Genomic DNA, 21,029 nt, shown 5'->3' on the forward strand with positions numbered 1-21,029 from the left:
GCTGCGGTGTGATATAGTTTCTGCGCCTGCATTGAAAGGCGCGATTCAGCCGAAAACCCCGCCAAACCCGGTTTTGTTCCATAGAATCACGAATTTCTTTGCCAATCAGGTGGTGACGCGCAGGTTTCACCCTGTCACAGCTGCGCGAGGTCGGCTTGCTCTGGCCGCGATGCGCTACATTTTGCCATCCGATGTCGTTAGGGATGTCACGATCACAAAGGCACGCCATGACCCGCGCGGACCCATTTTACGATGCCCTGCAAAAGGTGCGCACCTTCGAGAACCTCACCGCCAGCACGCGGTTCACACCGCTGCCGCAGGACTGGTACGTCGGCTGCTGCGACATCGTGGATTCGACGGGGCTGCTGGCGCAGGGGCATTACAAAACCGTCAATATGATCGGAGCATCGGCGATTGCGGCGCTGATGAATGCCTTTGGCCATGCGCCCTTTCCCTTTGTGTTTGGTGGCGATGGGACATCCTTTGCGGTGCCGCCGCATCTGGCGGAATGCGCCCAGCAGGAACTGGCCAAACTGCGCGCATGGGTGGCGCAGGAATTTGACGTGGAGCTGCGCGCCGCCCTCTTGCCGGTGGGCAAGATACGCAAAGAGGGACGCGATGTGCGTGTGGCGCGGTTTGCCGCCTCCGCACATCTGGATTACGCCATGTTCGAAGGCGGCGGGCTTGCGTGGTTAGAAGAGCAGATGAAAGCGGGCCGCTTTGAAATTCCACCTGCAGACCCCGTGCAACCGCCGGACCTTGAGGGGCTGTCTTGTCGCTGGAACGCTGTGCCAGCGGTGAACGGTCAGATCCTGTCGCTCTTGGTGCTGCCGCACCCGGAGGCCGACACGACCGAATTTAACGCGCTGATTGCGGCGATTCTGTCTGAAGTGGCCGGATCAGAACGTGCAGGCCATCCTTTGCCCGAAACCGGACCAAATATGCAGTTTCCACCGCCCGGACTGGATGTCGAGGCGCGATTGTCGCGTGGCAATGCCCCCGCAATTTTTCGTAAATTGACGCTGTTATTTCAATCCGCGATGGCTGGGCTGATGTTTTTGCGTGGACGCCCCACCGGCGCCTTTGATCCCACGCATTACCGCAACATGATCTCTGCCAATGCCGATTTTCGCAAGTTTGACGACGGGCTGAAAATGACACTGGATTGCAGCGACGAGACGCGTGCGGCGCTGGAAAAACTGCTCTCTCAGGCACAGGCAGACGGGATTGCGCGCTATGGGCTGCATACCCAGAGTGAGGCGTTGGTCACATGTATCGTGCCCTCGCCGATGCAGGACGACCATATGCATTTTGTCGATGGGGCCTCTGGCGGCTACGCGCAGGCGGCGCAGATGCTGAAAGCCATGCCGCAGCGCTGATATTCCACCACCCCCCGTGACATCCGGGCAGCCTGCGCACTCCGCGCCGCTGCCCGCAGTCTCAGTGGGTCCTCAGACCGGGTGGAAGGCGCTCGATTTCGGGTCGTAGCACTCCAGCCCACCCTCACCGATATCCGTCCAAAGCCCATGCAGGCTGAGTTCCCCGGACTTCACCGCGCTCTCAATAAAGGGGAAGGTCATCAGGTTTTCAAGGCTCGCAACGACCGCCTGACGTTCAAACTGGCGCGCCTGTTCCTCGTCATCCGCGATATCCTCCACAGCCGTGAAGCGCGGTTTCAGAATGTCCATCCAGCGCCCGACAAAGCTGGTCTTTTCCTCCAGTGCAGGCGCATGCCCTTTGCACATGTCGATACAGCCCTGAACGCCGCCACATTGCGAATGGCCCAGCACGATCAGATGCGCCACTTTCAGCACCGTCACAGCATATTCGACCGTGGCCGAGGTGCCGTGGTGGTCGCCATCGGGCGCATAGGGCGGCACCAGATTGGCAATATTGCGGTGGATGAAAAACTCACCCTGATCGGCCCCAAAAATCGAGGTCACATGCACCCGGCTGTCACAGCAGGAGATCACCATGGCACGCGGGCGCTGACCCTCTTTGGCCAGTCGGCGATACCAGCCTTGGTTCTCTTCATAGGATGTGGCTTTCCAGCCGTGGTAACGGGTTACCAGATAGTTCGGCAGGGGCTTTGCATAATCCATGTCTTCACCTCGGGTTGTCGACTGTCGGGCTTGATAACCGCAATTCGCACCAAATTCGAGAGATATACGCATCCAATGGAAACCTTTTGACAACCACTGGGGCGCAGATTGGGCCTATGCCGTGGGGGCATACCGAATACGGGGTGAATTGTGGTGGCTAACATACTTACAGTCAAACATAGGGAAAACGTCCATTTGGACCCGCAAAAGCTCAGCGAACTCTATTCGCAGCTTGGCGAAACAAGTGCCGAGGACGTTGTCTGCCGCGCCATAGAGGAACTCGCCGTGCGCCTGACGCATTGCGAACGTCTGTGGCGGCAGAATGATGTTGAGAACCTGCGCAAAAGCGCACGATCGCTGATCGCGATCTCTGAACAGATCGGCATGATGGCGATGGCCAATATCGCACGCGATGTGACTGGTGCCATTGATGCCGATGATTCTCCAGCGGTGGCGGCGACACTGTTCCGCCTGATCCGCGTTGGCGAAAGCTCCCTGACTGCGGTCTGGGAACAACACGACCTGACGGTCTGACGGACTCGCCGCCTGAGCGGCGCATCCATGTAGGTTTCGAGTTTGGCCCGGTTGGGCTTGCGGCGGCGGCTGCGACGGATACTCTGGTGGCAAGAGGTGATAGACCCAAGCCATACCAAGAGGACCTGTCCATGCAGCCCCATTTTGCCGTGCCCAATCTGGCCGTTCCAACCTTTGCCCCCGCTTCCGACGCGGGGCTTCCCCTGTACATCGTCACTGAACGCACACTGGACGCCTGGCTGGCGCAACAGGACGGCACCACCGCAGGCTGGGCGCGCTCCATGGGCTTTGGCGGCGCATGGGGGCAGGTTGTGGTGCTGCCGGGTGCAGATGGCACCATCCACGGCGCATTGATTGGTGCAGGCACGCCCAAAACCCGCCAGCGCCAGCGATTTCTTTTGGCCGCAGCCGCTGCAAAACTGCCCGAAGGCACCTATGCGCTGGCCTCGGATCTGCCCGCGGATCTGTCGGCAGAGGTCGAGTGCTTTGGCTGGTTGATGGCGCAATATGCCTTTGATCGCTATGCAAAAACCAACGGAGCCAAGGCCCGCCTGATCGCCCCTGACGGTGTTGATGCCGCCCGCGTAGAGGCGATGGCCGCAGGCGAAACCTTTACCCGCACGCTGATCAACACCCCGGCCGAGGACATGGGACCGGCAGAGTTGCAGCAGGCCGTCGAATCGCTGGCCGAGGTGCACGGAGCCACCGTGAGCACCGTGATCGGCGAAGATTTGCTGGCGCAGAACTTCCCGCTCATTCACACCGTGGGCCGCGCCGCGGACCGTGCGCCGCGCCTGATCGACATGCGCTGGGGCAACGAGGGGCCGACGCTCACGCTGGTGGGCAAGGGCGTGTGTTTCGACACCGGTGGTCTGAACCTCAAACCCGGTGCCAGCATGGCCTTGATGAAAAAAGACATGGGCGGCTCTGCAAATGTGCTGGGACTGGCGCATATGATCATGGCGACCGGTCTCAGGCTGCAATTGCGGGTGCTGATCCCGGCGGTCGAAAACGCCGTCTCCGGCCCTGCCTTCCGTCCCGGTGATATCTTCACCTCCCGCAAGGGGCTGACGGTTGAGATCAACAACACCGATGCCGAGGGCCGTCTGGTGCTGGCCGATGCGCTGGCGCTGGCTCAGGAAGACACCCCCGATCTGCTGATTTCCATGGCCACCCTGACCGGGGCGGCACGGGTGGCTGTCGGCGCCGACATTGCCCCGTTTTTTACCGACCGCGAGGGCGATGCGGTGACACTGGCGAGCAACGCACAGGACGCGGCAGATCCGGTCTGGCGGCTGCCGTTTCATGACCCCTACGAGGCGATGATCGAGCCCGGCATCGCCGATCTGGACAACGCCCCCGCGGGGGGATTTGCCGGGGCGATCGCCGCCGCTTTGTTCCTGCGCCGCTTTGCCGGTGATGCGCGCTACATGCATTTCGACGTCTTTGGCTGGAGCCCCTCCAGCCTGCCCGCACGGCCCAAAGGCGGCGTTGGTCAAGGCACCCGCGCCTTGTTCCAGGCCCTACCAGAAATGCTGGGGCTGTCATGACCCGCACCCGCATCTCCCGCCCCGTTGCAGACCTGTGCAAAGCGCCGAATGGCGCGCGCGACCGGCAATTGCTGATGGGCGATCACGCCGAGATCCTGTCACGTCAGGACGGCTGGTGCCACCTGCGCGCCGAAAAGGATGGCTACACGGGTTGGGTCGCCGAAGATCATCTGGCAGACCCGCTTGCCATGACCCATTGGGTCAGCGCCCCCGCCACCCATGCCTATACGCGCGCGGATCTGAAATCGCCGGAGCTGACCTCGCTCAGCCTTGGCAGTCAGCTGGCGGTCCGGGGCACAGAGGCACGTTTTGCCCAGACAGATCAGGGATTTGTGCCGCTGGCCCATCTGACCCCGCTGGACACGCGCGCGCCAGATCCGGTGGCAGTCGCCGAAACGCTCTTGGGTACGCCTTATCTTTGGGGGGGCAATAGCCGCTTTGGCATTGATTGTTCCGGTCTGGTGCAACTGTCCTGCCATGCCTGCGGTATCGAATGCCCCGGCGACAGCGGCCCGCAGGAGGCGTCTTTGGGCAGGCTTTTACCCGAGGGCAGCCCTTATGAGCGGGGAGATCTCTTGTTCTGGAAGGGCCATGTGGGATGGGTGCGTGACCCGCTGACGTTGCTGCATGCCAATGCCCACACCATGGCGGTGACGCTGGAGCCCCTTCAGGCCGCCATCACCCGCATTATAGAACAGGGTGACGGGCCGGTAACCGCCCATAAACGCTTGGGCTGAACCGCCGTTAACTCATGACTGGCGAAAACCTCGCAATTCAGAGACGGTCGGATCGCGCAAGCGATCCGATCCGGGCCGGGGCCGCGCGGGGCCAGAGGCCCCGCGCGGCCCCGGCCATCCCCCACAAAACCCGTGAACTGCGGCGCAACCGCCGTTTAATCCACGGCTATTCCACGGCTATTCCACGGCGCGGATCAGTTTGCGCTCCAGAACCCGAAGCACTGTTTTGAGATCATTGCCGCGTTTCAGGATCTGGCCATCCATCCCCACAACCGAATATTGCCCCTGCCGATTGCGCAGCTTGGGGCGTTTCTCAATCCGATAAAGCGGGTTCTCGGCGGTGCGGCGAAATACGGAAAACACCGCCATTTCGCGTAGATGCGACAGGCCGTAGTCGCGCCATTCCCCGGCGGCAACCATGCGACCATAAAGCGACATGATCACAGAAAGTTCGCTCCGGTGGAAAACGACCTGCTCGGGCGGTGGCGAAGGCGGGAAGGCCCCGGTGCTCTGTTGGTTCATCCTTCTAAGGTCCGCGCATTTGCGCTGCAAATCAAGCCTCTTCGCAGCTTGTGAGACCTGAGAGCCCCGCAAGTGCGCTGCCAAGGCCCAGCCGCTCCTCCAGGGCGCGGTGCCCCGGTGTGGTCACCTCCAGCCCACGTCCGCGCAGCGGACGCCGCAGCCATCCCGCCTCCAGCGCATGGGTCAGGATCTGCCGCCCCATGGGACCGGCGATATGCAGACGCCGCTCTGTCCAGTCCATACAGGGCCGTGCAAAGGGCGCGCGCGTAACACGGTCTGGCAGGCACACGCCCAACCCCACCCAGATCTCGCCCGCAACCGGATGAAAGCCGCCGCCTTCTTCGCGCAGATGCCCGCGCGCGATCAGCGCATCGGTCATCGCCACCGCAAGCGGTCCGGCGAGGTGATCATAACAGCTGCGCACCTGCGCCAGCCCACCTGCCTTGCGCCGCTGCGCCCGGTAAAGGCTGTCCATCGGCGCAATCGCCGCGAGCTGTTCCAGCGCCTGCGCGACCTCCGGTCCGGACAGGCGGTGAAACACACAGCGCCCCCGCTTTTCTGCCACCACGAGGCCCGCATCCTGCAACAGACGCAGATGCGCCGACGCGGTCTGCGGCGTAACACCGGCGGCGCTGGCCAGTTCCTTATTGGTGAATGAGCGCCCCTCCATCAGCTCGCAGAGCATCCGGGTGCGACTGGCATCCGCGATAGCCTGCCCGATGATATCAAAACGTGGTGTTGCCATGGGATCACCCTAGCGCTGATGCAGGGAGTTGCCCACGACAAACACTTCGCCCAGCGCCGAAGTCTCAGCGCGCGGGATCGCTCCGTCAGACCCCGTAGCGGGCGAGGAACATGTCGACGGTGGCGTCAGCGACGCGGTGAATTTCAGCCTCCGCAACGCTGTCGCGCAGGTTAAAGATCATCCGCGGGAACAGATCGGTGCGCAGCAAGGCGGCCCATTGCTCGGTTGCCATATCGAAATCCTCGATCTGCAATTCGCCCCGTGCGGTGGCAGTGCGCAAATAAGATTTGAGCTTTTCGCGCTCCATTTGCGGGCCGCTGGCAAAGAACTCCCGCCCCAGATCGGGGAAGCGTTCGGTCTCTGCCACACAGATGCGGTAGATCTTTTGTCCCACGTCAGACAGGATCACCGACAGAATATGGCGTGCCACCAGCGTCAGCACCTGACGCGGGCTGGAGCCTTCGGGGATGTCCGACTGCCGGGTGGCATGTCGGGCACATTCATTGCGCGCCACTTCCATAAACAACAAGCGTTTATCGGGGAAATAGCTATATAGGGTCGCCTTAGAAACACCGGCTTCACGGGCAATATCGTCAACACTGGCGCCTTCAAAACCATCGGCCAAAAAGACCTTGCGAGCCCCATCCAGCACCTGATCAAACTTCCGCCCCCTGCGCACGACAGCTGCGCTTTGGTTCGTCACTCTTTCCATCCTCCTCGCACGCAACCGAGGCCGTCCCTTGCCCCTTGGTGTGGTTGCGTCACCAATACCTGCTCACACTTCGTTTGCGCAGCGGACGATATCAAGCCGCTGTAACGGAATGCAGTTTTTCAGCCATAGCGCACAAGGAAGCAGCAGGAAAGCGACAGTCTTGTGATCGCTCAGAACCTGTGTGCAAAAAGTCTTTTTCTTCTGGTCAACTCAGGTTACCAATTTTCGCCATGGCCGAGATTTTCTTTCGCACGCTTCCGTTCTTTGCAATCATCGGCCTTGGCTATTGGGCGGGGCGCACCCGGTTTTTCACTGATGAGGCGACGGCCTATCTTACGAAATTCGTGTTCTTCTTTCCGCTCTCGGCGATGATCTTTCGCTTTGCCGCGAACCTCTCTGTCACAGAAATTTTCGACCCCAATCTGATCATCGGCTATCTGGTGGGCACGCTTGGCGTCTATCTGGTGGCGACCGTAGTGGCGATGCTGCGGCGGCAGGATATTTCGACCGCCGCGGTCGAGGCCCAATGTGCAGCGATTGGCAATGTCGGCTTTCTTGGCATCCCAATGATGGTGATCCTCTTTGGAGAGGCCTCTGTCGGGCCGATGATGCTGGTGCTGGCGGTGGATCTGGTGGTGTTTTCCTCGCTGATCGTGGTGCTGATCAATGCCCATCGCGGCGCGGGGCTGAGCCTTGCAACGCTGCGGCTGGTGGGCGTGGGGCTGTTGAAAAACCCGATGATCCTGTCGATTGTTGCCGGTCTTGCATGGTCCGCAGGGCAGGTGCCGATCCCGACGCCGATGAATGATTTCCTGGCGATTTTGGGAGGCGCAGCCACCCCCGGTGCGCTGTTTGCGATTGGCGCATCACTGGCCTCCAAATCCGCCGAGCGGGTGGAGGTCGCAGGCTGGCTGTCGTTTGCCAAACTGGTGTTGCACCCCTTGGGCGTAGCAGCGGGGGTGCTGTGGTTGATGCCGGTTACGCCATTTTCTGCCGCGGTGGCGATTTCTGCGGCGTCGCTGCCGGTGGCGGGCAATGTTTATATGCTGGCGCAACACTATGGCGTTGCACCGCAACGGGCCTCGGCAGCGATCCTGATTTCAACTGTGGTGTCGATCTTGACGGTGCCCTTTGTCATCGCTTGGGCGAACACGCTGTTGTAGCGCCACAGAGGACAGCCCCCGACCTCGGGTGGGGGTGAAGCCCCCTCCCTGGGGGGAGGTCGGGGGCTGTCCGACCTATCGGCCGGACGCACTTTACCGCACATCGGAAAAGCGATCTTTAGCCAATTGCAACCTTCCGGCGCAAAAAGGGTTTAAGACGGCGCGGCAGCACTGGATTAATCCGCCCCACCCCGTTAGCGATGGGCCAACACCGATTTCGAGGAGAGCTTCGATGGAAACCACACTGGAAACCGTGTCCGAGAACTGCGCCTTTGGCGGCGTTCAGGGCGTCTATCGCCACCAGAGCAGCAGCACAAATTGCGAAATGACCTTTGGCCTGTTCCTGCCCGAAGAGGCCAAGGACGGCCCGGTGCCGCTCCTGTGGTATCTCTCGGGCCTGACCTGCACCCATGAAAACGCCATGACAAAGGCCGGCGCGCAGGCGTGGTGCGCCGAGCAAGGCATCGCCATGGTGTTTCCCGACACCAGCCCGCGCGGCGAAGGCGTTGCCAATGACGAGGCTTATGATCTGGGACAGGGTGCGGGGTTTTACGTCAACGCCACCCAAGATCCATGGGCGCCGCATTTCCAGATGTGGGACTATGTGGCCGAAGAACTGCCCGCGCTCTTGGGCGAACGGTTCAACCTCGACATGTCCCGTCAGGCCATCACCGGCCATTCCATGGGCGGTCACGGCGCGTTGACGCTGGCGATGAACCTGCCGGGGCGCTACCGGTCGGTGTCCGCCTTTGCGCCGATCTGCAACCCCACCAACAGCGACTGGGGCCGTAAACAGCTCAGCGCCTATCTCGGTGCGGATGAGAGCCTCTGGGCCAAACATGACGCGTCTCTCTTGATGCGCGATGTGGGCTTTGATGGCCCCGTTCTGATCGATACAGGCACGGCGGATCAATTTGGCGACTTGCTGAAAACCGAAGCGCTCGCCAGTGCCATCGCGGAACGCCGTCAGGAGGCCAGCTTGCGGATGCAGAAGGGCTATGACCACAGCTACTTCTTTGTCTCCACCTTCATGGAGGAGCACGTCTCCTTCCACGCAGACGCCCTCTACCGGGAGTAACACCATGACCGAGACCCCTTCCAAATTCGACTATGACCTGATCGTCATCGGCTCCGGCCCCTCTGGCCGCACCGCCGCCATTCAGGCCGCCAAGCTCAAGCGCCGGGTGCTGGTGATTGACCGCAAGGATCGCCTGGGTGGGGTCTCTGTTCATACCGGCACGGTGCCCTCCAAGACGCTGCGGGAAACCGTGCTGAACCTCACCGGCTGGCGCGAGCGCAGTTTTTATGGTCGCGCCTACCGGGTGAAGGATCAGATCAAGGCCGAAGACCTGAAGGCGCGGCTGCATATGACGCTCGATCACGAGGTCGACGTGCTGGAACATCAGTTCAACCGCAACCACGTCGATATGCTGGCGGGCATGGCGCATTTCACCGGCCCCAATGAGGTCGAGGTGGAAGTCGAGGCGGGCGACACCACCCGCGTCACCGGTGAGAAATTCCTGATTGCCACCGGCACCCGCACCTACCGCCCCGATACCGTGCCCTTTAATGGCAAGACCGTGGTGGATGGCGACGAGTTCCTGGAGATGGAGGAAATCCCGCGCTCGCTGATCGTCGTGGGGGCAGGCGTCATTGGCGTGGAATATGCCACTATGTTTTCGGCGCTGGATGTGCGCGTCACCCTGATCGAGCCGCGCGACAGCTTCCTTGATTTCATCGACCGCACGCTCATTCAGGAGTTCACCCACCAGATCCGCGAAAATGGCGTCGATCTGCGGCTGGGGTCTGCGATTGAAAAGATCGAGGATGAAGGCAGCCATATCGAAGTGACGCTGGAAAACGGCCGCCATATCCGTGGCGAGATGCTGTTGTTTGCCGCCGGGCGCATGGGCAACACGGATCGCCTGAACCTCAAGGCCGTGGGGCTGGAGACGGATCATCGCGGCCGCCTTGAGGTGGAGCGCAAGACCTATCAGACCAAAGTGTCCCATATCTATGCCACCGGCGATGTGATCGGGCACCCCTCACTGGCATCCACCTCGCTGCAACAGGGCCGCGTTGCGGCCTGTCATGCGATGGATGTGCCCACCGTACCCGAAAGCCCGTGGTTTCCATATGGCATCTACTCGGTGCCGGAAATGTCCACCTGTGGGATGTCCGAAGAAGAGCTGAAAGAGCGCGGCGTCCCGTATGAGGTCGGCATCGCGCGGTTCCGCGAAACCTCGCGCGGGCACATTATGGGGCTGGAGCACGGCATGCTGAAGATGCTGTTTTCGCTCAAGACCCGCCGGGTGCTGGGCGTGCAGATCGTCGGCGAAGGCGCGACCGAGCTTATTCACATCGCCCAGGCGGTGCTGAACCTCAAGGGTACGGTGGACTACTTCGTGCAGAACACCTTCAACTATCCGACCCTGGCCGAGGCCTATAAAATCGCAGGTCTCGACGCCTTCAACCGGATGCCAATCCCGGATGAATACAAGGACCTGCGCGCGCCCTCCAAGGTCAAGAAAGCCTCGGCAAAGAAGGCAGAAGCGACAAAGGACGACCCCGCCAAAAAGGACAAGGCAGCAGAGTGAGCGCGCTATACATCGACGCCGACGCCTGCCCGGTCAAAGCCGAGGCAGAGCGGGTCGCCACCCGCCACAAATGGCGCATGTTTGTGGTCTCCAACGGGGGCCTCAGGCCCTCGCAAAACCCGCTGGTGGAAAACGTCATCGTGGATGCAGGCGCGGATGTGGCCGACATGTGGATCGCCGAACGCTGCGGGCCGGGCGATGTGGTGGTGACGGGAGACATCCCGCTGGCCGCCAAATGCATCGAGGCCGGCGCACGGGTGCTGCGCCACAATGGCGAACGCTTTACCGAGGCCAACATCGGCCAACAACTGGCGATGCGCGACCTGATGGCCGACCTGCGCGCGGCCAATCCCTTGGGCATGCAAGGCGGCGGCAAAGGGTTCTCAAAGGCGGATCGGTCGCGGTTTCTGGACGCGCTGGAGCGCGAAATCCGCGCGGCGAAGGCCTAGGCGACGATCAAAAATCGTCGTAGTTTAACCCCTTACTCCAGTCCTCACTATAACTGGAGATCCAATCTTCAAAGCTGGTGCCTACTTGATCGAGGGTACCGAAGTCATTGTCCCAGAAATACACAGGTGCAGTGTTTCCCTGCCCGCTGGACAAGTCGCGCATATCATAGACGAATGAGCTTCCCAGACTGTCAGAAGCGATTGGGAGAAGATACTCCGGCAATCCGGCCGCATGGCTCTGTGGAGTATAGTCCACAATTTCGGATGGCGAATAAAGATGGTTCAGATCATGGAGGTCGGCTTCTCTCTCAACAATCGCATCCAGCAAGGCTAGAGTTGGGTGGGGCAATCCTGCTGCAAGAACCGCGGATTTGTAATCGGCGGGAAGCGATAGCTGGAGCGACATCTCTGCGATCTGGAAATCAGATGCCGCAACATGTTCAGGCGGATGGCTCGGGTTTGTCCATTGCAACGCAAATGCAAAAAGCGCGTCCATTCTGAAATCTCTTTTAAATAATGTCCTTTTCTCAACCCAACCTCTCTCGAACGGTTGCGCCTGTCAAACCCGCTTCTGAGAAGTCGTGAAAATGTGCCGCGTGCCGAGGGGCATACGGGGGAGCTATCGGGGAGCAATTGTTGTCTTGCTGGAACTCGTTTCAGTCTTGCTTTGTGTCGCAAGCGATGATCCAGCACATAGGTCAGCCAATAAAGATGGCGGCGCCGCCACAAAGGCGGAGGTGGCCGGGGATATCCCCCCGCGTACTCAACGTTATCTCTGCACTGCTCCCCAGAAAGGGAAGCCGGTTCCTGGTGGTGCCGGAGGTTTTACGCCCGGCGGATGATCGCGATCTGGGTCAGAATAGCCCTGTGGGTTTAGGATTTCATAAGCCAAGCGCGCGCTTGGGGCGCAACGGGCATGCGAGGCTCTGCCTCGCGCTCCGGGATATTTGGCGTTAGAAGAAAAGCGCAGCCTCCCTTCTCTTCTAACCGCAAATATCCTGGGGTGAATTGGCCGCAGGCCAAGAGGGCGAAGCCCGTTATTTTTGCCGTCCCAAAGCCCCCAAGTTTTGACCTCGCCGCGTCAATGCGAACCGCCATGTCGTTTATGTCGCGTTGACTCTGACACGCTTTAAATCCGAGGTTGCGGGCAGCGACTTGACTGCACAGGAGCCAGCCTAATGAAACAGATGTTCAGTACAGCCATTGTGATTGCTCTCGCCCTCCCCAGCCTTGCCATGGCCGAAGGAGACGCTGAGAAAGGGCAAAAGGCGTTTAACAAATGCAAATCCTGCCATCAGATCGTCTCGGATGAGGGGGAGACCATCACCAAAGGCGGCCGAACCGGGCCGAACCTCTGGGGGATTGCGGGGCGCCAAGCGGGCACCGTGGAGGATTTTCGCTATGGGGACGATCTTGTCGCCGCAGGCGAAGCTGGGCTGGTCTGGGATGAGGCGCAATTCACCTCCTATCTTGAGGATCCGCGCGGTTTCCTCAGAGAGTATCTCGATGACAATAAAGCCAAATCCAAGATGGCCTTTCGCATGAAGAAGGGCGGCGAGGACGTGTTCGCTTATCTTGCGCAATTTGGCCCGGCCCCCTCCGAGGCGGCTGAGAGTGACGCAGCCGAAACCAGCAGCAGCGACTGACACAGAGATCGGCAAAGTTCTGCAATCAGCGCCGCGGTTCAAGGGCCGCGGCGTCTTGTGTCATGGTCTGCACACTTGAGATATGTCACCGCTTGTCCTAGATGACCGTTTTTGCGCAACCATCCTCAGGAGTGACATGACCGAGCGCCGTCCAGATCTGATCCCCGCATGGGTTGACGGGACCCTTACCCCGGTGGACAAGCTGCGTGCCCATCAGGAGGGGCTGCGGCACAAGGCCGTTTCCGTCTTTGTGGTGCGTGGGCGTGAGATCCTGATGCAGCGTCGGGCGATGGGCAAATACCACACGCCCGGCCTCTGGGCGAACACCTGTTGCACGCATCCTCAGTGGCGCGAGGCCTCGGATCGCTGCGCGGTGCGCCGCCTTGACGAAGAGCTGGGCCTTACGGGCCTGCATCCCGAATATCGTCACACGCTGGAATACCGCGCCGATGTGGGGGATGGCCTCATTGAGCATGAGGTGGTGGACGTCTACCTCGCGCATATGATCGCCCCGCTCGGGCTGGCTCCAAACCCGGCAGAGGTGATGGAGACGCGCTGGGTGGACTATCATGATCTTCTGGCCGAAGTGGGGCGTCACCCGGAGCGCTTCACCCCTTGGGTGAAAATCTATCTGGCCGAGTATGCCAATGTGATTTTTGGCCCTGATCTCATCGTTTCTTCGCGGCCCTGATCCTGTCAGCTGTCTTGCCTTTTCCGGCTTGGGCATGGTCATATGCCGCGCGGGAGGAGCCAGAACAGATGACAGTATTGATTGCAGGCGGCGGTATCGCGGGCCTTAGCCTTGGGTTGACGCTGCACCAGATTGGGGTGCCGTTTCGGGTCTTTGAGGCCACGCGCGCGCTGAAACCCATGGGGGTGGGCATCAACCTGCAACCCAATGCGGTGCGAGAGCTGTTTGACCTTGGGCTGGAGGTGGAGCTTGACGCGATTGGTGTGCGCACACGGCAGCTTGGGTTTTATTCCAAACTTGGCAATACCATCTGGGAAGAGCCGCGCGGCCTGAAGGCGGGCTATGCATGGCCGCAGTTCTCGGTGCATCGCGGCGAATTGCAGATGCTCTTGTATCGCGCTTTGCTGGAACGGGCCGGACCTGAGGCCGTGACCACCGGGGCGCGGGCCGTGGGCTGGGAAGATACAAGTGACGGCGCGGTTTTACACCTTGAGGATGGGCGCAATGTATCCGGGCGCATGGTTATCGCTGCCGATGGTATTCATTCTGCTTTGCGCGCCTGTCAGTACCCCAGTGAGGGCGCGCCGATCTGGGATGGGCGCATCCTGTGGCGTGCCACCACCCGCGCCCCCTTGTTCAAGGGCGACGGCGCCATGGTGATGATCGGGCACGACAATTTGCGCTTTGTCTCCTATCCGATTTCTGCGCCCAATGCGGATGGGCTGGCCACGCTCAACTGGATCGCCGAGAAGCGATTTGATCCGAATCAGGATTTTCAGCGTGAGGACTGGAACCGGGCGGTGGATGTGGATCAGTTCGTCGGGGATTTTGAAGACTGGCGGTTTGACTGGATCGATGTGCCTGCGCTGATCCGGGGTGCGGATGTGGTCTATGAATATCCGATGGTGGATCGCGACCCGCTGCCACGCTGGACCTTTGGCAATCGCACATTGATGGGTGATGCGGCGCATCCGACCTACCCGATCGGGTCCAACGGTGCGAGCCAAGCCATTCTGGATGCGCGCAACATAGGCGCGCAGATGCTGATACATGGGGTAAATGACGCAGCGCTCTCGGCCTATGAGGCAGAGATGCGCCCGGCGGCCACCAAGATCGGGCTGGCCAACCGGTCCGGCAATGGGCCCGATGCGGTGTTGCAGCGGGTAGAAGATCTGTGTGGCGGGGATTTTGACGAGATCGACTGTATCATTCCACGCGCGGATCTTGCGGCGCATGCGGCAAAGTACAAGGCGATCTCTGGGTTTTCCATTGAGGCGCTGAACGCGCGGCCGCGCACCATTGCGGATGGGGCGCAGGTCTAGGCGAGGTTTGAACGCAGGGTTCGGAGGCAGGGGGCTCTGCCCCCTGCACCCCCGGGATATTTCTTGTGAGAAGAAAACGGGCGCGCGGATCGCGGCGTTAGACGCCGATGACCGCCTGCACGGCGCGTTTCCAGCGGGCATAGGCCTCTTCGCGGCGGCCTGCGTCCAGCATCGGTGTGAACTCGCGATCCAGCGCCCAAGTGGCTGCAAAACCGTCCTGATCGGGGTAAACACCTGCTTTCATGCCTGCAAGCCATGCCGCGCCCAGCGCGGTGGTTTCCTGCATGACGGGGCGGTCCACGGCAGCACCGAGCGTGTCGGAAAGGCTTTGCATCGCCCAGTCGCTGGCGCTCATACCGCCGTCAACGCGCAGGGTGACATTGGCGTCACCCTCCCAATCGGCGCGCATCGCTTCCCAGAGATCGCGGGTCTGGTAGGCGACGCTTTGCAGCGCGGCGCGGGCAAATTCCGCAGGACCGGAGTTGCGGGTGAGCCCGAACATACCGCCCCGGCAATCGGGTTCCCAATAGGGTGCGCCAAGGCCTGTGAACGCAGGCACAAGGATCACATCCTGAGTGGGATCTGCCTTATCGGCCAGCACGCCCGACTCGCTGGCTTTGCCAATGATCCCCAGCCCGTCGCGCAGCCATTGCACCGCAGCCCCCGCAATAAAGATCGACCCTTCCAGCGCGTAGGTGGGTTTGCCATCAAGCTGATAGGCAATGGTGGTCAGCATGCGGTTTTTGGAGAGCACCGGCGTGTCACCTGTGTTCAAAAGCGCAAAGCAGCCGGTGCCATAGGTAGATTTCATCATCCCCGGCTGAAAACAGGTCTGGCCGACGGTGGCCGCCTGCTGATCACCTGCAACGCCCAGAATGGGGATCGCGCCGCCAAAGTGGTCCTCGACCGTGGTGCCAAAATCGGCGGCGCAGTCCAGAACCTCGGGCAGCATGGCTTGTGGCACATCCAGCATCGCGCAGATCTCGTTGCTCCAAGCGCCGGATTTGATGTCATACATCAAGGTGCGCGCAGCGTTGGTGGCGTCCGTCACATGCGACTGTCCGCCGGTGAGACGCCAGATCAAAAAACTGTCGATGGTGCCGAACAACAGCTCTCCGGCTTTGGCACGGCTGCGCGCGCCCTCCACCGTGTCGAGAATCCATTTGACCTTGGTGCCGGAGAAATAGGGATCGAGCAAAAGCCCGGTGGTGTCGCGCACCACGCCCTCATGGCCATCATCGCGCAAGAGCTCGCAAATCTCGGCGGTGCGGCGGTCCTGCCAGACGATGGCGTTGTGGATGGCGCGGCCGGTGGATTTATCCCAGACCACGGTGGTTTCGCGCTGATTGGTGATGCCGATGCCAGCAATATCTGAGGCGGAAATACCCTTGTCCGACAGCACCTTGCGGCAGGTGGAGAGCGTCGTGGACCACAGATCCTCTGGGTCGTGCTCCACCCAGCCCGCGTTGGGGTAGTGCTGGGGAAACTCCTCTTGCGCGACGGCAGCCACCTGCATATCGCCGTCAAACAGGATCGCGCGGGTCGATGTGGTGCCCTGATCGATCGCGAGAATATAGGTCATGTGCTCCCCCTCCAAATCATCTCTTGGAGCGGAGATTAGACATAAATCTGTTAGCGCGACCAGCCCCTACTAATAAATTAGTAGCAGTGCCGCTGTGGCGGGCGCGCTTCAGACGGCGATATTGTCGATCAAACGCACCCCGTCGAGCCATGCCGCCACAAGCATCCGGGCAGGACGATCCAGACGGGTCATGGTCGCCAGATCCTCGGCGCAGCGCAGATCGATATACTCGATCTCTGAAAACCCCAGATCCCGGAGCCGGGCGCGCATCTCGGCCTCGAGCGGAGCGTAGTCTTCGCCTGCGCGCAGACGGGCGGCGGCGGCTTCCATCATGGGGTTCAACTGGCCTGCGGTTTCAGTGGCAGCTGGCGACAGACGCATATTGCGCGACGACATAGCAAGGCCGGATGGTTCGCGCACGGTGGGGCAGCCGATGACCTCGATGGGGATATCCAGATCGCGGGCCATGCGCCGCACCACCATCAACTGCTGATAATCCTTTTCGCCAAAGAAGGCCTGATCGGCACCGGACTGCAGGAACAGTTTGGCGACAACGGTGGCGACGCCCTCAAAATGGCCGGGGCGGTTGGGGCCTTCCATCACCTCAGTGATGCCGCTGAGGCTGACGGTGGTAGCGTAGCCTTCGGGGTAGATCTGGTCCGGGTCGGGCACATAAATCGCATCGACGCCAAAGGGCGCGAGTTTTTCGGCGTCCTCATGTTCGGTCCGGGGGTAGTTGGCGAGATCTTCGGGGCTGTTGAACTGTTTGGGGTTCACAAAGATCGTCACCACCACATGATCACAGGCGGATTTGGCGGCCTCGACCAGCGACAGATGGCCTGCGTGCAAAGCCCCCATGGTTGGCACCAAACCAAGGGTTTCGCCCTTCAGCATCCAGTCGCGGCGCAGGGTGCGCAGATCTTCCAGGCGGCGCAGGATCGGAGTTGTCATCAGGGGCGGTCCTTCAGTCTTTTTTGGGGGCGTGGTCGGCAAAGATGTGCTCTTCGCTCGGGAAGGCGCGGGCGCGCACTTCTGCAGCATACTCGGCAATGGCCTCTTCGGCGGCGGGGCCAAGCTCGGCGTAGCGTTTGACGAACTTGGGCTTGAACGCGCCGAAAAAGCCCAGCATGTCGTCCACCACCAAGACCTGCCCGTCGCAGCCCACCGATGCCCCGATCCCGATGGTCGGGATGTCGATGATCTCGGTCACTTGATCGGCGAGATTTGCGGGCACCTTTTCCAGCACCACCGCAAAAGCTCCGGCATCCGTCACCGCACGGGCGTCTGAAATCAACGGTTTGGCGGCCTCATCGCGGCCCTGTACCTTATAGCCGCCCAGCGTGTTGATCGACTGCGGCGTCAGGCCGATATGCGCCATCACGGGGATGCCGCGCTTGATCAAAAACCGGATGGTGTCGGCCATCTCTACACCGCCTTCGAGTTTCACCGCCGCCGCGCCGGTTTCTGCCATCAGGCGGGCAGCATTGGCAAAGGCCTGCTCGGGGCCTTGTTCATAGCTGCCAAAGGGCATGTCGATCACCATCATCGCGCGCTTGAGCCCTCGGGCCACGGCGGCGCCATGCAGCACCATCATGTCCATGGTCACACCAAGCGTCGAGGGCAACCCGTGCAGCACCATGCCGACGCTGTCGCCCACCAGCACAAAATCGCAATGATCATCCATCAATTGCGCCATCGGTGTGGTGTAGGCGGTGAGGCTGACGATGGGGCTTTGCCCTTTCATCGCCCGAATATCCTCGGCAGTCAGGGCGGTTTTTCGCGTTGATGCGCTCATGTCTTGGCTCCTCGTCAAGCACCTCTGAGACGTCTCATAGCCAACTGTCACAGGGTCAAAGCGGACAAAGTTTGTCGTCGATACCATTTGCAACCCCTGCTTACCAGCGGTGCGGCAGTGCAGCAAAGCTTGATTACGCGTGGGAAAAGTCCTTTTGTGCGAATAACGCCAGCGTGAAATGGCGAATGAATCGCGGTGGTGCGCCACCGGCAGAGGAGGAAAGACGATGAAACTCAAGACCCACTTTGCGGCAGCCGCATCGGCGCTGGCCCTTTTGGCATCCGCCGCGATGGCCAAGGATACCGTGACCTATGCCACCCAACTGGAGCCGCCGCATCTGGATCCGACGGGCGGTGCTGCCCAAGCCATCGACACGGTTGTGTACCTCAATATTTTTGAGGGGCTGACGCGCTTTACCCCCGACGGGGCGGTGGTGCCACTATTGGCGAAGTCTTGGGAGATTTCCGAAGACGGGCTGACTTATACCTTCACGCTGCAAGAGGGGGTGACGTTTCACGACGGCACCACGATGGATGCTGAGGACGTAAAGTTCTCGCTCGATCGTGCCCGCGCCGAAGACAGCACCAACGCGCAAAAGGTACTATTTTCCGCGATCTCTGATGTGAGCGTTGCCGACCCGCAAACCGTTGTTGTGACCCTGTCTGAACCCAACGGCAGCTTCTTGTTCAACCTTGCATGGGGCGATGCGGTGATTGTGGCGGAAGAATCTGCTGAGACGCTCAAAACCGCGCCGGTGGGCACTGGCCCTTACCGGTTCAACGAATGGGTGCAGGGCGACCGGGTCGAATTGGTGCGCAACCCAAATTACTGGGGCGACGTGCCGGAGCTGACCGGTGCCACGATCAAGTTCATCTCTGATCCCACCGCCGCCTTTGCTGCGATGATGGCCGAGGACATTGACGCCTTTGACAACTTCCCCGCGCCGGAGAACATGATCCAGTTTGAGGCAGACCCGCGTTTTCAGGTGATTATCGGCTCCACCGAGGGGGAAACGATCCTGTCCACCAACAACGCCCAAGCGCCCTTTGACAACGTGAAGGTCCGCGAGGCGCTGGCCCATGCGATTGACCGTCAGGCAATCATTGATGGGGCGATGTTTGGCTATGGCACCCCCATTGGCACCCATTTTGCACCGCACAATCCGGCCTATGTGGATCTGACCGGGCAATCGAACTATGACCCCGACAAGGCGCGCGCACTTTTGGCGGAGGCGGGTCTTGCGGATGGGTTCACCACCACGCTGCACCTGCCGCCCCCTGCTTATGCCCGTCGCGGCGGTGAAATCGTGGCCGCACAACTGGCCCAGGTTGGCATCACCGCCGAGATCATCAATGTCGAATGGGCGCAGTGGCTGGAGACTGTGTTCAAGGGCAAGACCTTCGGCCTCACCATCGTCAGCCACACGGAACCGATGGATATCGGTATCTATGGCCGCCCGGATTATTACTTTCAGTATGACAATCCGGAGTTTCAGGACGTAATGACCCGCCTGAACGCCACCACCGACCCGGATCAGCGCACGGCATTGCTGCAAGACGCGCAGCGCATGATCGCCGATGACTATGTAAACGGCTATCTGTTCCAGCTTGCAAAGCTCGGCGTGGCCAAAGCGGGTCTGCAAGGTGTCTGGGCCAATGCACCTGCCGCAGCGATTGAAATTGGCGCGCTCAGCTGGGCTGAGTAATACCAAAAACACGCCGGGTCTCTTGCGCGGGGCCCGGCGTAGACAATGCCAGATCACGCCCCCCCCCGCAGCTTTGCAAATCCGTTTTGTCACGCTGCCCCTAGACGCAACCCTCAGCGCCCCCTAACCTACCGCCAATGCTGCACTATCTCGCCAAACGACTGCTGTCGCTCGCCCTCAGCCTCACCATTGCATCGATGGTGATTTTTGCTGTTATCGAAGTCGCTCCGGGCGATCCTGCATCGTTTATGCTGGGCACCGGTGCACAAGAGGAAACCGTCGCCGCCCTGCGCAGCGAGCTGGGCCTCGATCAAAGCAAGATCAGCCGCTATCTGGACTGGGTCGGCGGTATGCTGACCGGTGATTTCGGCACCTCTTATACCTACCGCACCCCCGTCGCAAAGATGGTGGGAGAGCGGCTCTGGGTCTCTTTGCCGCTGGCGATTTATGCGCTGACGCTCTCCACATTGATTGCGCTTCCGGCGGGGATCTACGCGGCCTCGCGGCGTGGCAAGGCGGGCGACATGGCCGTGATGGGCGCAACACAGCTGGGCGTGGCGGTGCCGAACTTCTGGTTCGCGATGCTTTTGGTGCTGGTTTTTGCCATCAACCTGCGCTGGTTTTCCGCGGGGGGATTTGTCGGCTGGGACAAGGGGCTTTGGGCGGGGCTTCATGCGCTCACCCTGCCCGCCGTGGCGCTCGCGCTGCCGCAGGCGGCGATTTTGGCCCGCGTGATGCGTTCGGCGCTTCTGGAGGTTCTGGGCGAGGATTTCATGCGCTCGGCCCGCGCCAAGGGGCTGAGCCAGAAACAGGCGATCCGCCGACACGGGCTGCGCAATGCGCTTATTCCGGTGCTGACCATCATCGGCCTGCAGTTCTCATTTCTGCTGGCGGGGGCGATCATCATTGAACAGGTGTTCTATCTGCCGGGCCTTGGGCGGCTGGTGTTTCAGGCGATCTCGGCGCGCGATCTGATCGTGGTGGAAAGCGTTGTGATGCTGTTGGTCTTTGCGGTGATCCTGGTGAATTTCCTTGTCGATATGGCCTATGCGGTGGTCGATCCCCGCCTCAGGAGAGCAGCATGACGGGCATCAACTCTGAAGTTAAGTGTCCGGCCCTGCCGGACCGCGCCCGACCCTCCCCACGGGAGGGCGCTTCGCACCCACCCAGGGTCGAG

At 60.9% G+C, this 21,029-nt stretch carries 21 protein-coding genes; 13 read left to right on the forward strand and 8 right to left on the reverse strand.

Annotated features, from left to right (window positions below):
• Positions 1–227 precede the first annotated feature (227 nt).
• Entirely contained in the window at positions 228–1,379 is a 1,152-nt protein-coding gene (locus K529_RS17870) for a DUF3095 domain-containing protein (RefSeq protein ID WP_005613055.1), read from the forward strand.
• Between the two features lie 72 nt (positions 1,380–1,451).
• Here K529_RS17870 and K529_RS17875 read toward each other — a convergent pair whose 3' ends face one another.
• Positions 1,452–2,102, reverse strand: a complete 651-nt coding sequence (locus K529_RS17875; RefSeq protein ID WP_005613053.1) for a carbonic anhydrase — start codon at positions 2,100–2,102, stop codon at positions 1,452–1,454.
• Positions 2,103–2,255: 153 nt separating this feature from the next.
• Here K529_RS17875 and K529_RS17880 point away from each other — a divergent pair, with 153 nt between their 5' ends.
• The 3 genes from K529_RS17880 (at position 2,256) to K529_RS17890 (ending at position 4,923) form a co-directional block, all read left to right on the forward strand.
• Positions 2,256–2,636, forward strand: coding sequence for a hypothetical protein (locus K529_RS17880; protein ID WP_225264454.1), 381 nt, complete (start codon positions 2,256–2,258; stop codon positions 2,634–2,636).
• Positions 2,637–2,767: 131 nt separating this feature from the next.
• On the forward strand, positions 2,768–4,186 hold the full coding sequence (locus K529_RS17885) for a leucyl aminopeptidase family protein (RefSeq protein WP_080929613.1): 1,419 nt from the start codon (positions 2,768–2,770) through the stop codon (positions 4,184–4,186).
• Complete coding sequence (locus K529_RS17890; RefSeq protein ID WP_005688401.1) at positions 4,183–4,923, forward strand: C40 family peptidase; 741 nt, start codon at positions 4,183–4,185, stop codon at positions 4,921–4,923. Before K529_RS17885 ends, K529_RS17890 begins: the two co-directional genes overlap by 4 nt.
• A 177-nt stretch (positions 4,924–5,100) precedes the next feature.
• On the opposite strand, the gene K529_RS17895 is transcribed toward K529_RS17890, so the two are convergent.
• The 3 genes from K529_RS17895 to K529_RS17905 all read right to left on the reverse strand — a co-directional run bounded on the left by K529_RS17895 (position 5,101) and on the right by K529_RS17905 (position 6,893).
• On the reverse strand, positions 5,101–5,445 hold the full coding sequence (locus tag K529_RS17895; RefSeq protein ID WP_046002911.1) for a DUF2794 domain-containing protein: 345 nt from the start codon (positions 5,443–5,445) through the stop codon (positions 5,101–5,103).
• Positions 5,446–5,476: 31 nt separating this feature from the next.
• Entirely contained in the window at positions 5,477–6,190 is a 714-nt protein-coding gene (locus K529_RS17900; protein WP_065317497.1) for an ArsR/SmtB family transcription factor, read from the reverse strand.
• 85 nt (positions 6,191–6,275) lie between these two features.
• Positions 6,276–6,893, reverse strand: a complete 618-nt coding sequence (locus tag K529_RS17905; protein ID WP_005616767.1) for a TetR/AcrR family transcriptional regulator — start codon at positions 6,891–6,893, stop codon at positions 6,276–6,278.
• A 239-nt stretch (positions 6,894–7,132) separates the two neighbouring features.
• Between K529_RS17905 and K529_RS17910 the strand changes: the two genes are divergently transcribed.
• The 4 genes from K529_RS17910 (at position 7,133) to K529_RS17925 (ending at position 11,111) form a co-directional block, all read left to right on the forward strand.
• Positions 7,133–8,065 (forward strand): AEC family transporter, encoded by a 933-nt coding sequence (locus K529_RS17910; protein WP_005616764.1) that lies wholly within the window; start codon positions 7,133–7,135, stop codon positions 8,063–8,065.
• A gap of 244 nt (positions 8,066–8,309) precedes the next feature.
• A complete protein-coding gene (gene fghA, locus K529_RS17915; protein ID WP_065317507.1) occupies positions 8,310–9,143 on the forward strand; it encodes an S-formylglutathione hydrolase in 834 nt (277 codons plus the stop codon).
• Between the two features lie 4 nt (positions 9,144–9,147).
• On the forward strand, positions 9,148–10,662 hold the full coding sequence (gene sthA, locus K529_RS17920) for a Si-specific NAD(P)(+) transhydrogenase (protein WP_046002903.1): 1,515 nt from the start codon (positions 9,148–9,150) through the stop codon (positions 10,660–10,662).
• On the forward strand, positions 10,659–11,111 hold the full coding sequence (locus K529_RS17925) for a YaiI/YqxD family protein (RefSeq protein ID WP_046002904.1): 453 nt from the start codon (positions 10,659–10,661) through the stop codon (positions 11,109–11,111). The genes sthA and K529_RS17925 overlap by 4 nt, the downstream gene beginning before the upstream one ends.
• A 7-nt stretch (positions 11,112–11,118) precedes the next feature.
• On the opposite strand, the gene K529_RS17930 is transcribed toward K529_RS17925, so the two are convergent.
• Positions 11,119–11,607, reverse strand: a complete 489-nt coding sequence (locus tag K529_RS17930; RefSeq protein ID WP_005650400.1) for an SMI1/KNR4 family protein — start codon at positions 11,605–11,607, stop codon at positions 11,119–11,121.
• 682 nt (positions 11,608–12,289) lie between these two features.
• Between K529_RS17930 and K529_RS17940 the strand changes: the two genes are divergently transcribed.
• The 3 genes from K529_RS17940 to K529_RS17950 all read left to right on the forward strand — a co-directional run bounded on the left by K529_RS17940 (position 12,290) and on the right by K529_RS17950 (position 14,770).
• Positions 12,290–12,757: a c-type cytochrome gene (locus K529_RS17940; RefSeq protein WP_005650395.1), complete on the forward strand. Its 468-nt coding sequence runs from the start codon at positions 12,290–12,292 to the stop codon at positions 12,755–12,757.
• 136 nt (positions 12,758–12,893) lie between these two features.
• Positions 12,894–13,448 (forward strand): isopentenyl-diphosphate Delta-isomerase, encoded by a 555-nt coding sequence (gene idi / locus K529_RS17945; protein ID WP_005650393.1) that lies wholly within the window; start codon positions 12,894–12,896, stop codon positions 13,446–13,448.
• A 68-nt stretch (positions 13,449–13,516) separates the two neighbouring features.
• Positions 13,517–14,770 (forward strand): flavin-dependent oxidoreductase, encoded by a 1,254-nt coding sequence (locus K529_RS17950; protein WP_005650391.1) that lies wholly within the window; start codon positions 13,517–13,519, stop codon positions 14,768–14,770.
• A 97-nt stretch (positions 14,771–14,867) separates the two neighbouring features.
• On the opposite strand, the gene glpK is transcribed toward K529_RS17950, so the two are convergent.
• The 3 genes from glpK to panB all read right to left on the reverse strand — a co-directional run bounded on the left by glpK (position 14,868) and on the right by panB (position 18,147).
• On the reverse strand, positions 14,868–16,352 hold the full coding sequence (gene glpK / locus K529_RS17955; RefSeq protein WP_046002575.1) for a glycerol kinase GlpK: 1,485 nt from the start codon (positions 16,350–16,352) through the stop codon (positions 14,868–14,870).
• Positions 16,353–16,460: 108 nt separating this feature from the next.
• Positions 16,461–17,303 carry a pantoate--beta-alanine ligase gene (gene panC, locus K529_RS17960; protein ID WP_046002574.1) on the reverse strand — a complete coding sequence of 281 codons (843 nt, stop codon included), beginning with the start codon at positions 17,301–17,303 and terminating at the stop codon, positions 16,461–16,463.
• 13 nt (positions 17,304–17,316) lie between these two features.
• Positions 17,317–18,147, reverse strand: a complete 831-nt coding sequence (gene panB, locus K529_RS17965; RefSeq protein ID WP_005629067.1) for a 3-methyl-2-oxobutanoate hydroxymethyltransferase — start codon at positions 18,145–18,147, stop codon at positions 17,317–17,319.
• Between the two features lie 226 nt (positions 18,148–18,373).
• On the opposite strand from panB, the gene K529_RS17970 reads away from it, so the two are divergent.
• Together K529_RS17970 and K529_RS17975 are read left to right on the forward strand one after the other, a co-directional pair.
• On the forward strand, positions 18,374–19,852 hold the full coding sequence (locus tag K529_RS17970; RefSeq protein ID WP_005629066.1) for an ABC transporter substrate-binding protein: 1,479 nt from the start codon (positions 18,374–18,376) through the stop codon (positions 19,850–19,852).
• A 137-nt stretch (positions 19,853–19,989) separates the two neighbouring features.
• Positions 19,990–20,937 carry an ABC transporter permease gene (locus K529_RS17975; RefSeq protein ID WP_046002573.1) on the forward strand — a complete coding sequence of 316 codons (948 nt, stop codon included), beginning with the start codon at positions 19,990–19,992 and terminating at the stop codon, positions 20,935–20,937.
• The last annotated feature ends 92 nt before the right edge of the window (positions 20,938–21,029 follow it).

It is taken from the genome of Tritonibacter mobilis F1926, from assembly GCF_000376545.2.
Lineage (GTDB): Bacteria > Pseudomonadota > Alphaproteobacteria > Rhodobacterales > Rhodobacteraceae > Epibacterium > Epibacterium mobile.

Coding starts and splice junctions, on each gene's coding strand:
- panB (WP_005629067.1), bottom strand. CDS start 18,147: ATGAGCGCATCAACGCGAAAAACCGCCCTGACTGCCGAGGATATTCGG.
- K529_RS17895 (WP_046002911.1), bottom strand. CDS start 5,445: ATGAACCAACAGAGCACCGGGGCCTTCCCGCCTTCGCCACCGCCCGAG.
- sthA (WP_046002903.1), top strand. CDS start 9,148: ATGACCGAGACCCCTTCCAAATTCGACTATGACCTGATCGTCATCGGC.
- K529_RS17940 (WP_005650395.1), top strand. CDS start 12,290: ATGAAACAGATGTTCAGTACAGCCATTGTGATTGCTCTCGCCCTCCCC.
- panC (WP_046002574.1), bottom strand. CDS start 17,303: ATGACAACTCCGATCCTGCGCCGCCTGGAAGATCTGCGCACCCTGCGC.
- K529_RS17870 (WP_005613055.1), top strand. CDS start 228: ATGACCCGCGCGGACCCATTTTACGATGCCCTGCAAAAGGTGCGCACC.
- K529_RS17885 (WP_080929613.1), top strand. CDS start 2,768: ATGCAGCCCCATTTTGCCGTGCCCAATCTGGCCGTTCCAACCTTTGCC.
- K529_RS17975 (WP_046002573.1), top strand. CDS start 19,990: ATGCTGCACTATCTCGCCAAACGACTGCTGTCGCTCGCCCTCAGCCTC.
- K529_RS17970 (WP_005629066.1), top strand. CDS start 18,374: ATGAAACTCAAGACCCACTTTGCGGCAGCCGCATCGGCGCTGGCCCTT.
- K529_RS17900 (WP_065317497.1), bottom strand. CDS start 6,190: ATGGCAACACCACGTTTTGATATCATCGGGCAGGCTATCGCGGATGCC.
- K529_RS17950 (WP_005650391.1), top strand. CDS start 13,517: ATGACAGTATTGATTGCAGGCGGCGGTATCGCGGGCCTTAGCCTTGGG.
- idi (WP_005650393.1), top strand. CDS start 12,894: ATGACCGAGCGCCGTCCAGATCTGATCCCCGCATGGGTTGACGGGACC.
- K529_RS17890 (WP_005688401.1), top strand. CDS start 4,183: ATGACCCGCACCCGCATCTCCCGCCCCGTTGCAGACCTGTGCAAAGCG.
- K529_RS17875 (WP_005613053.1), bottom strand. CDS start 2,102: ATGGATTATGCAAAGCCCCTGCCGAACTATCTGGTAACCCGTTACCAC.
- K529_RS17930 (WP_005650400.1), bottom strand. CDS start 11,607: ATGGACGCGCTTTTTGCATTTGCGTTGCAATGGACAAACCCGAGCCAT.
- glpK (WP_046002575.1), bottom strand. CDS start 16,352: ATGACCTATATTCTCGCGATCGATCAGGGCACCACATCGACCCGCGCG.
- K529_RS17910 (WP_005616764.1), top strand. CDS start 7,133: ATGGCCGAGATTTTCTTTCGCACGCTTCCGTTCTTTGCAATCATCGGC.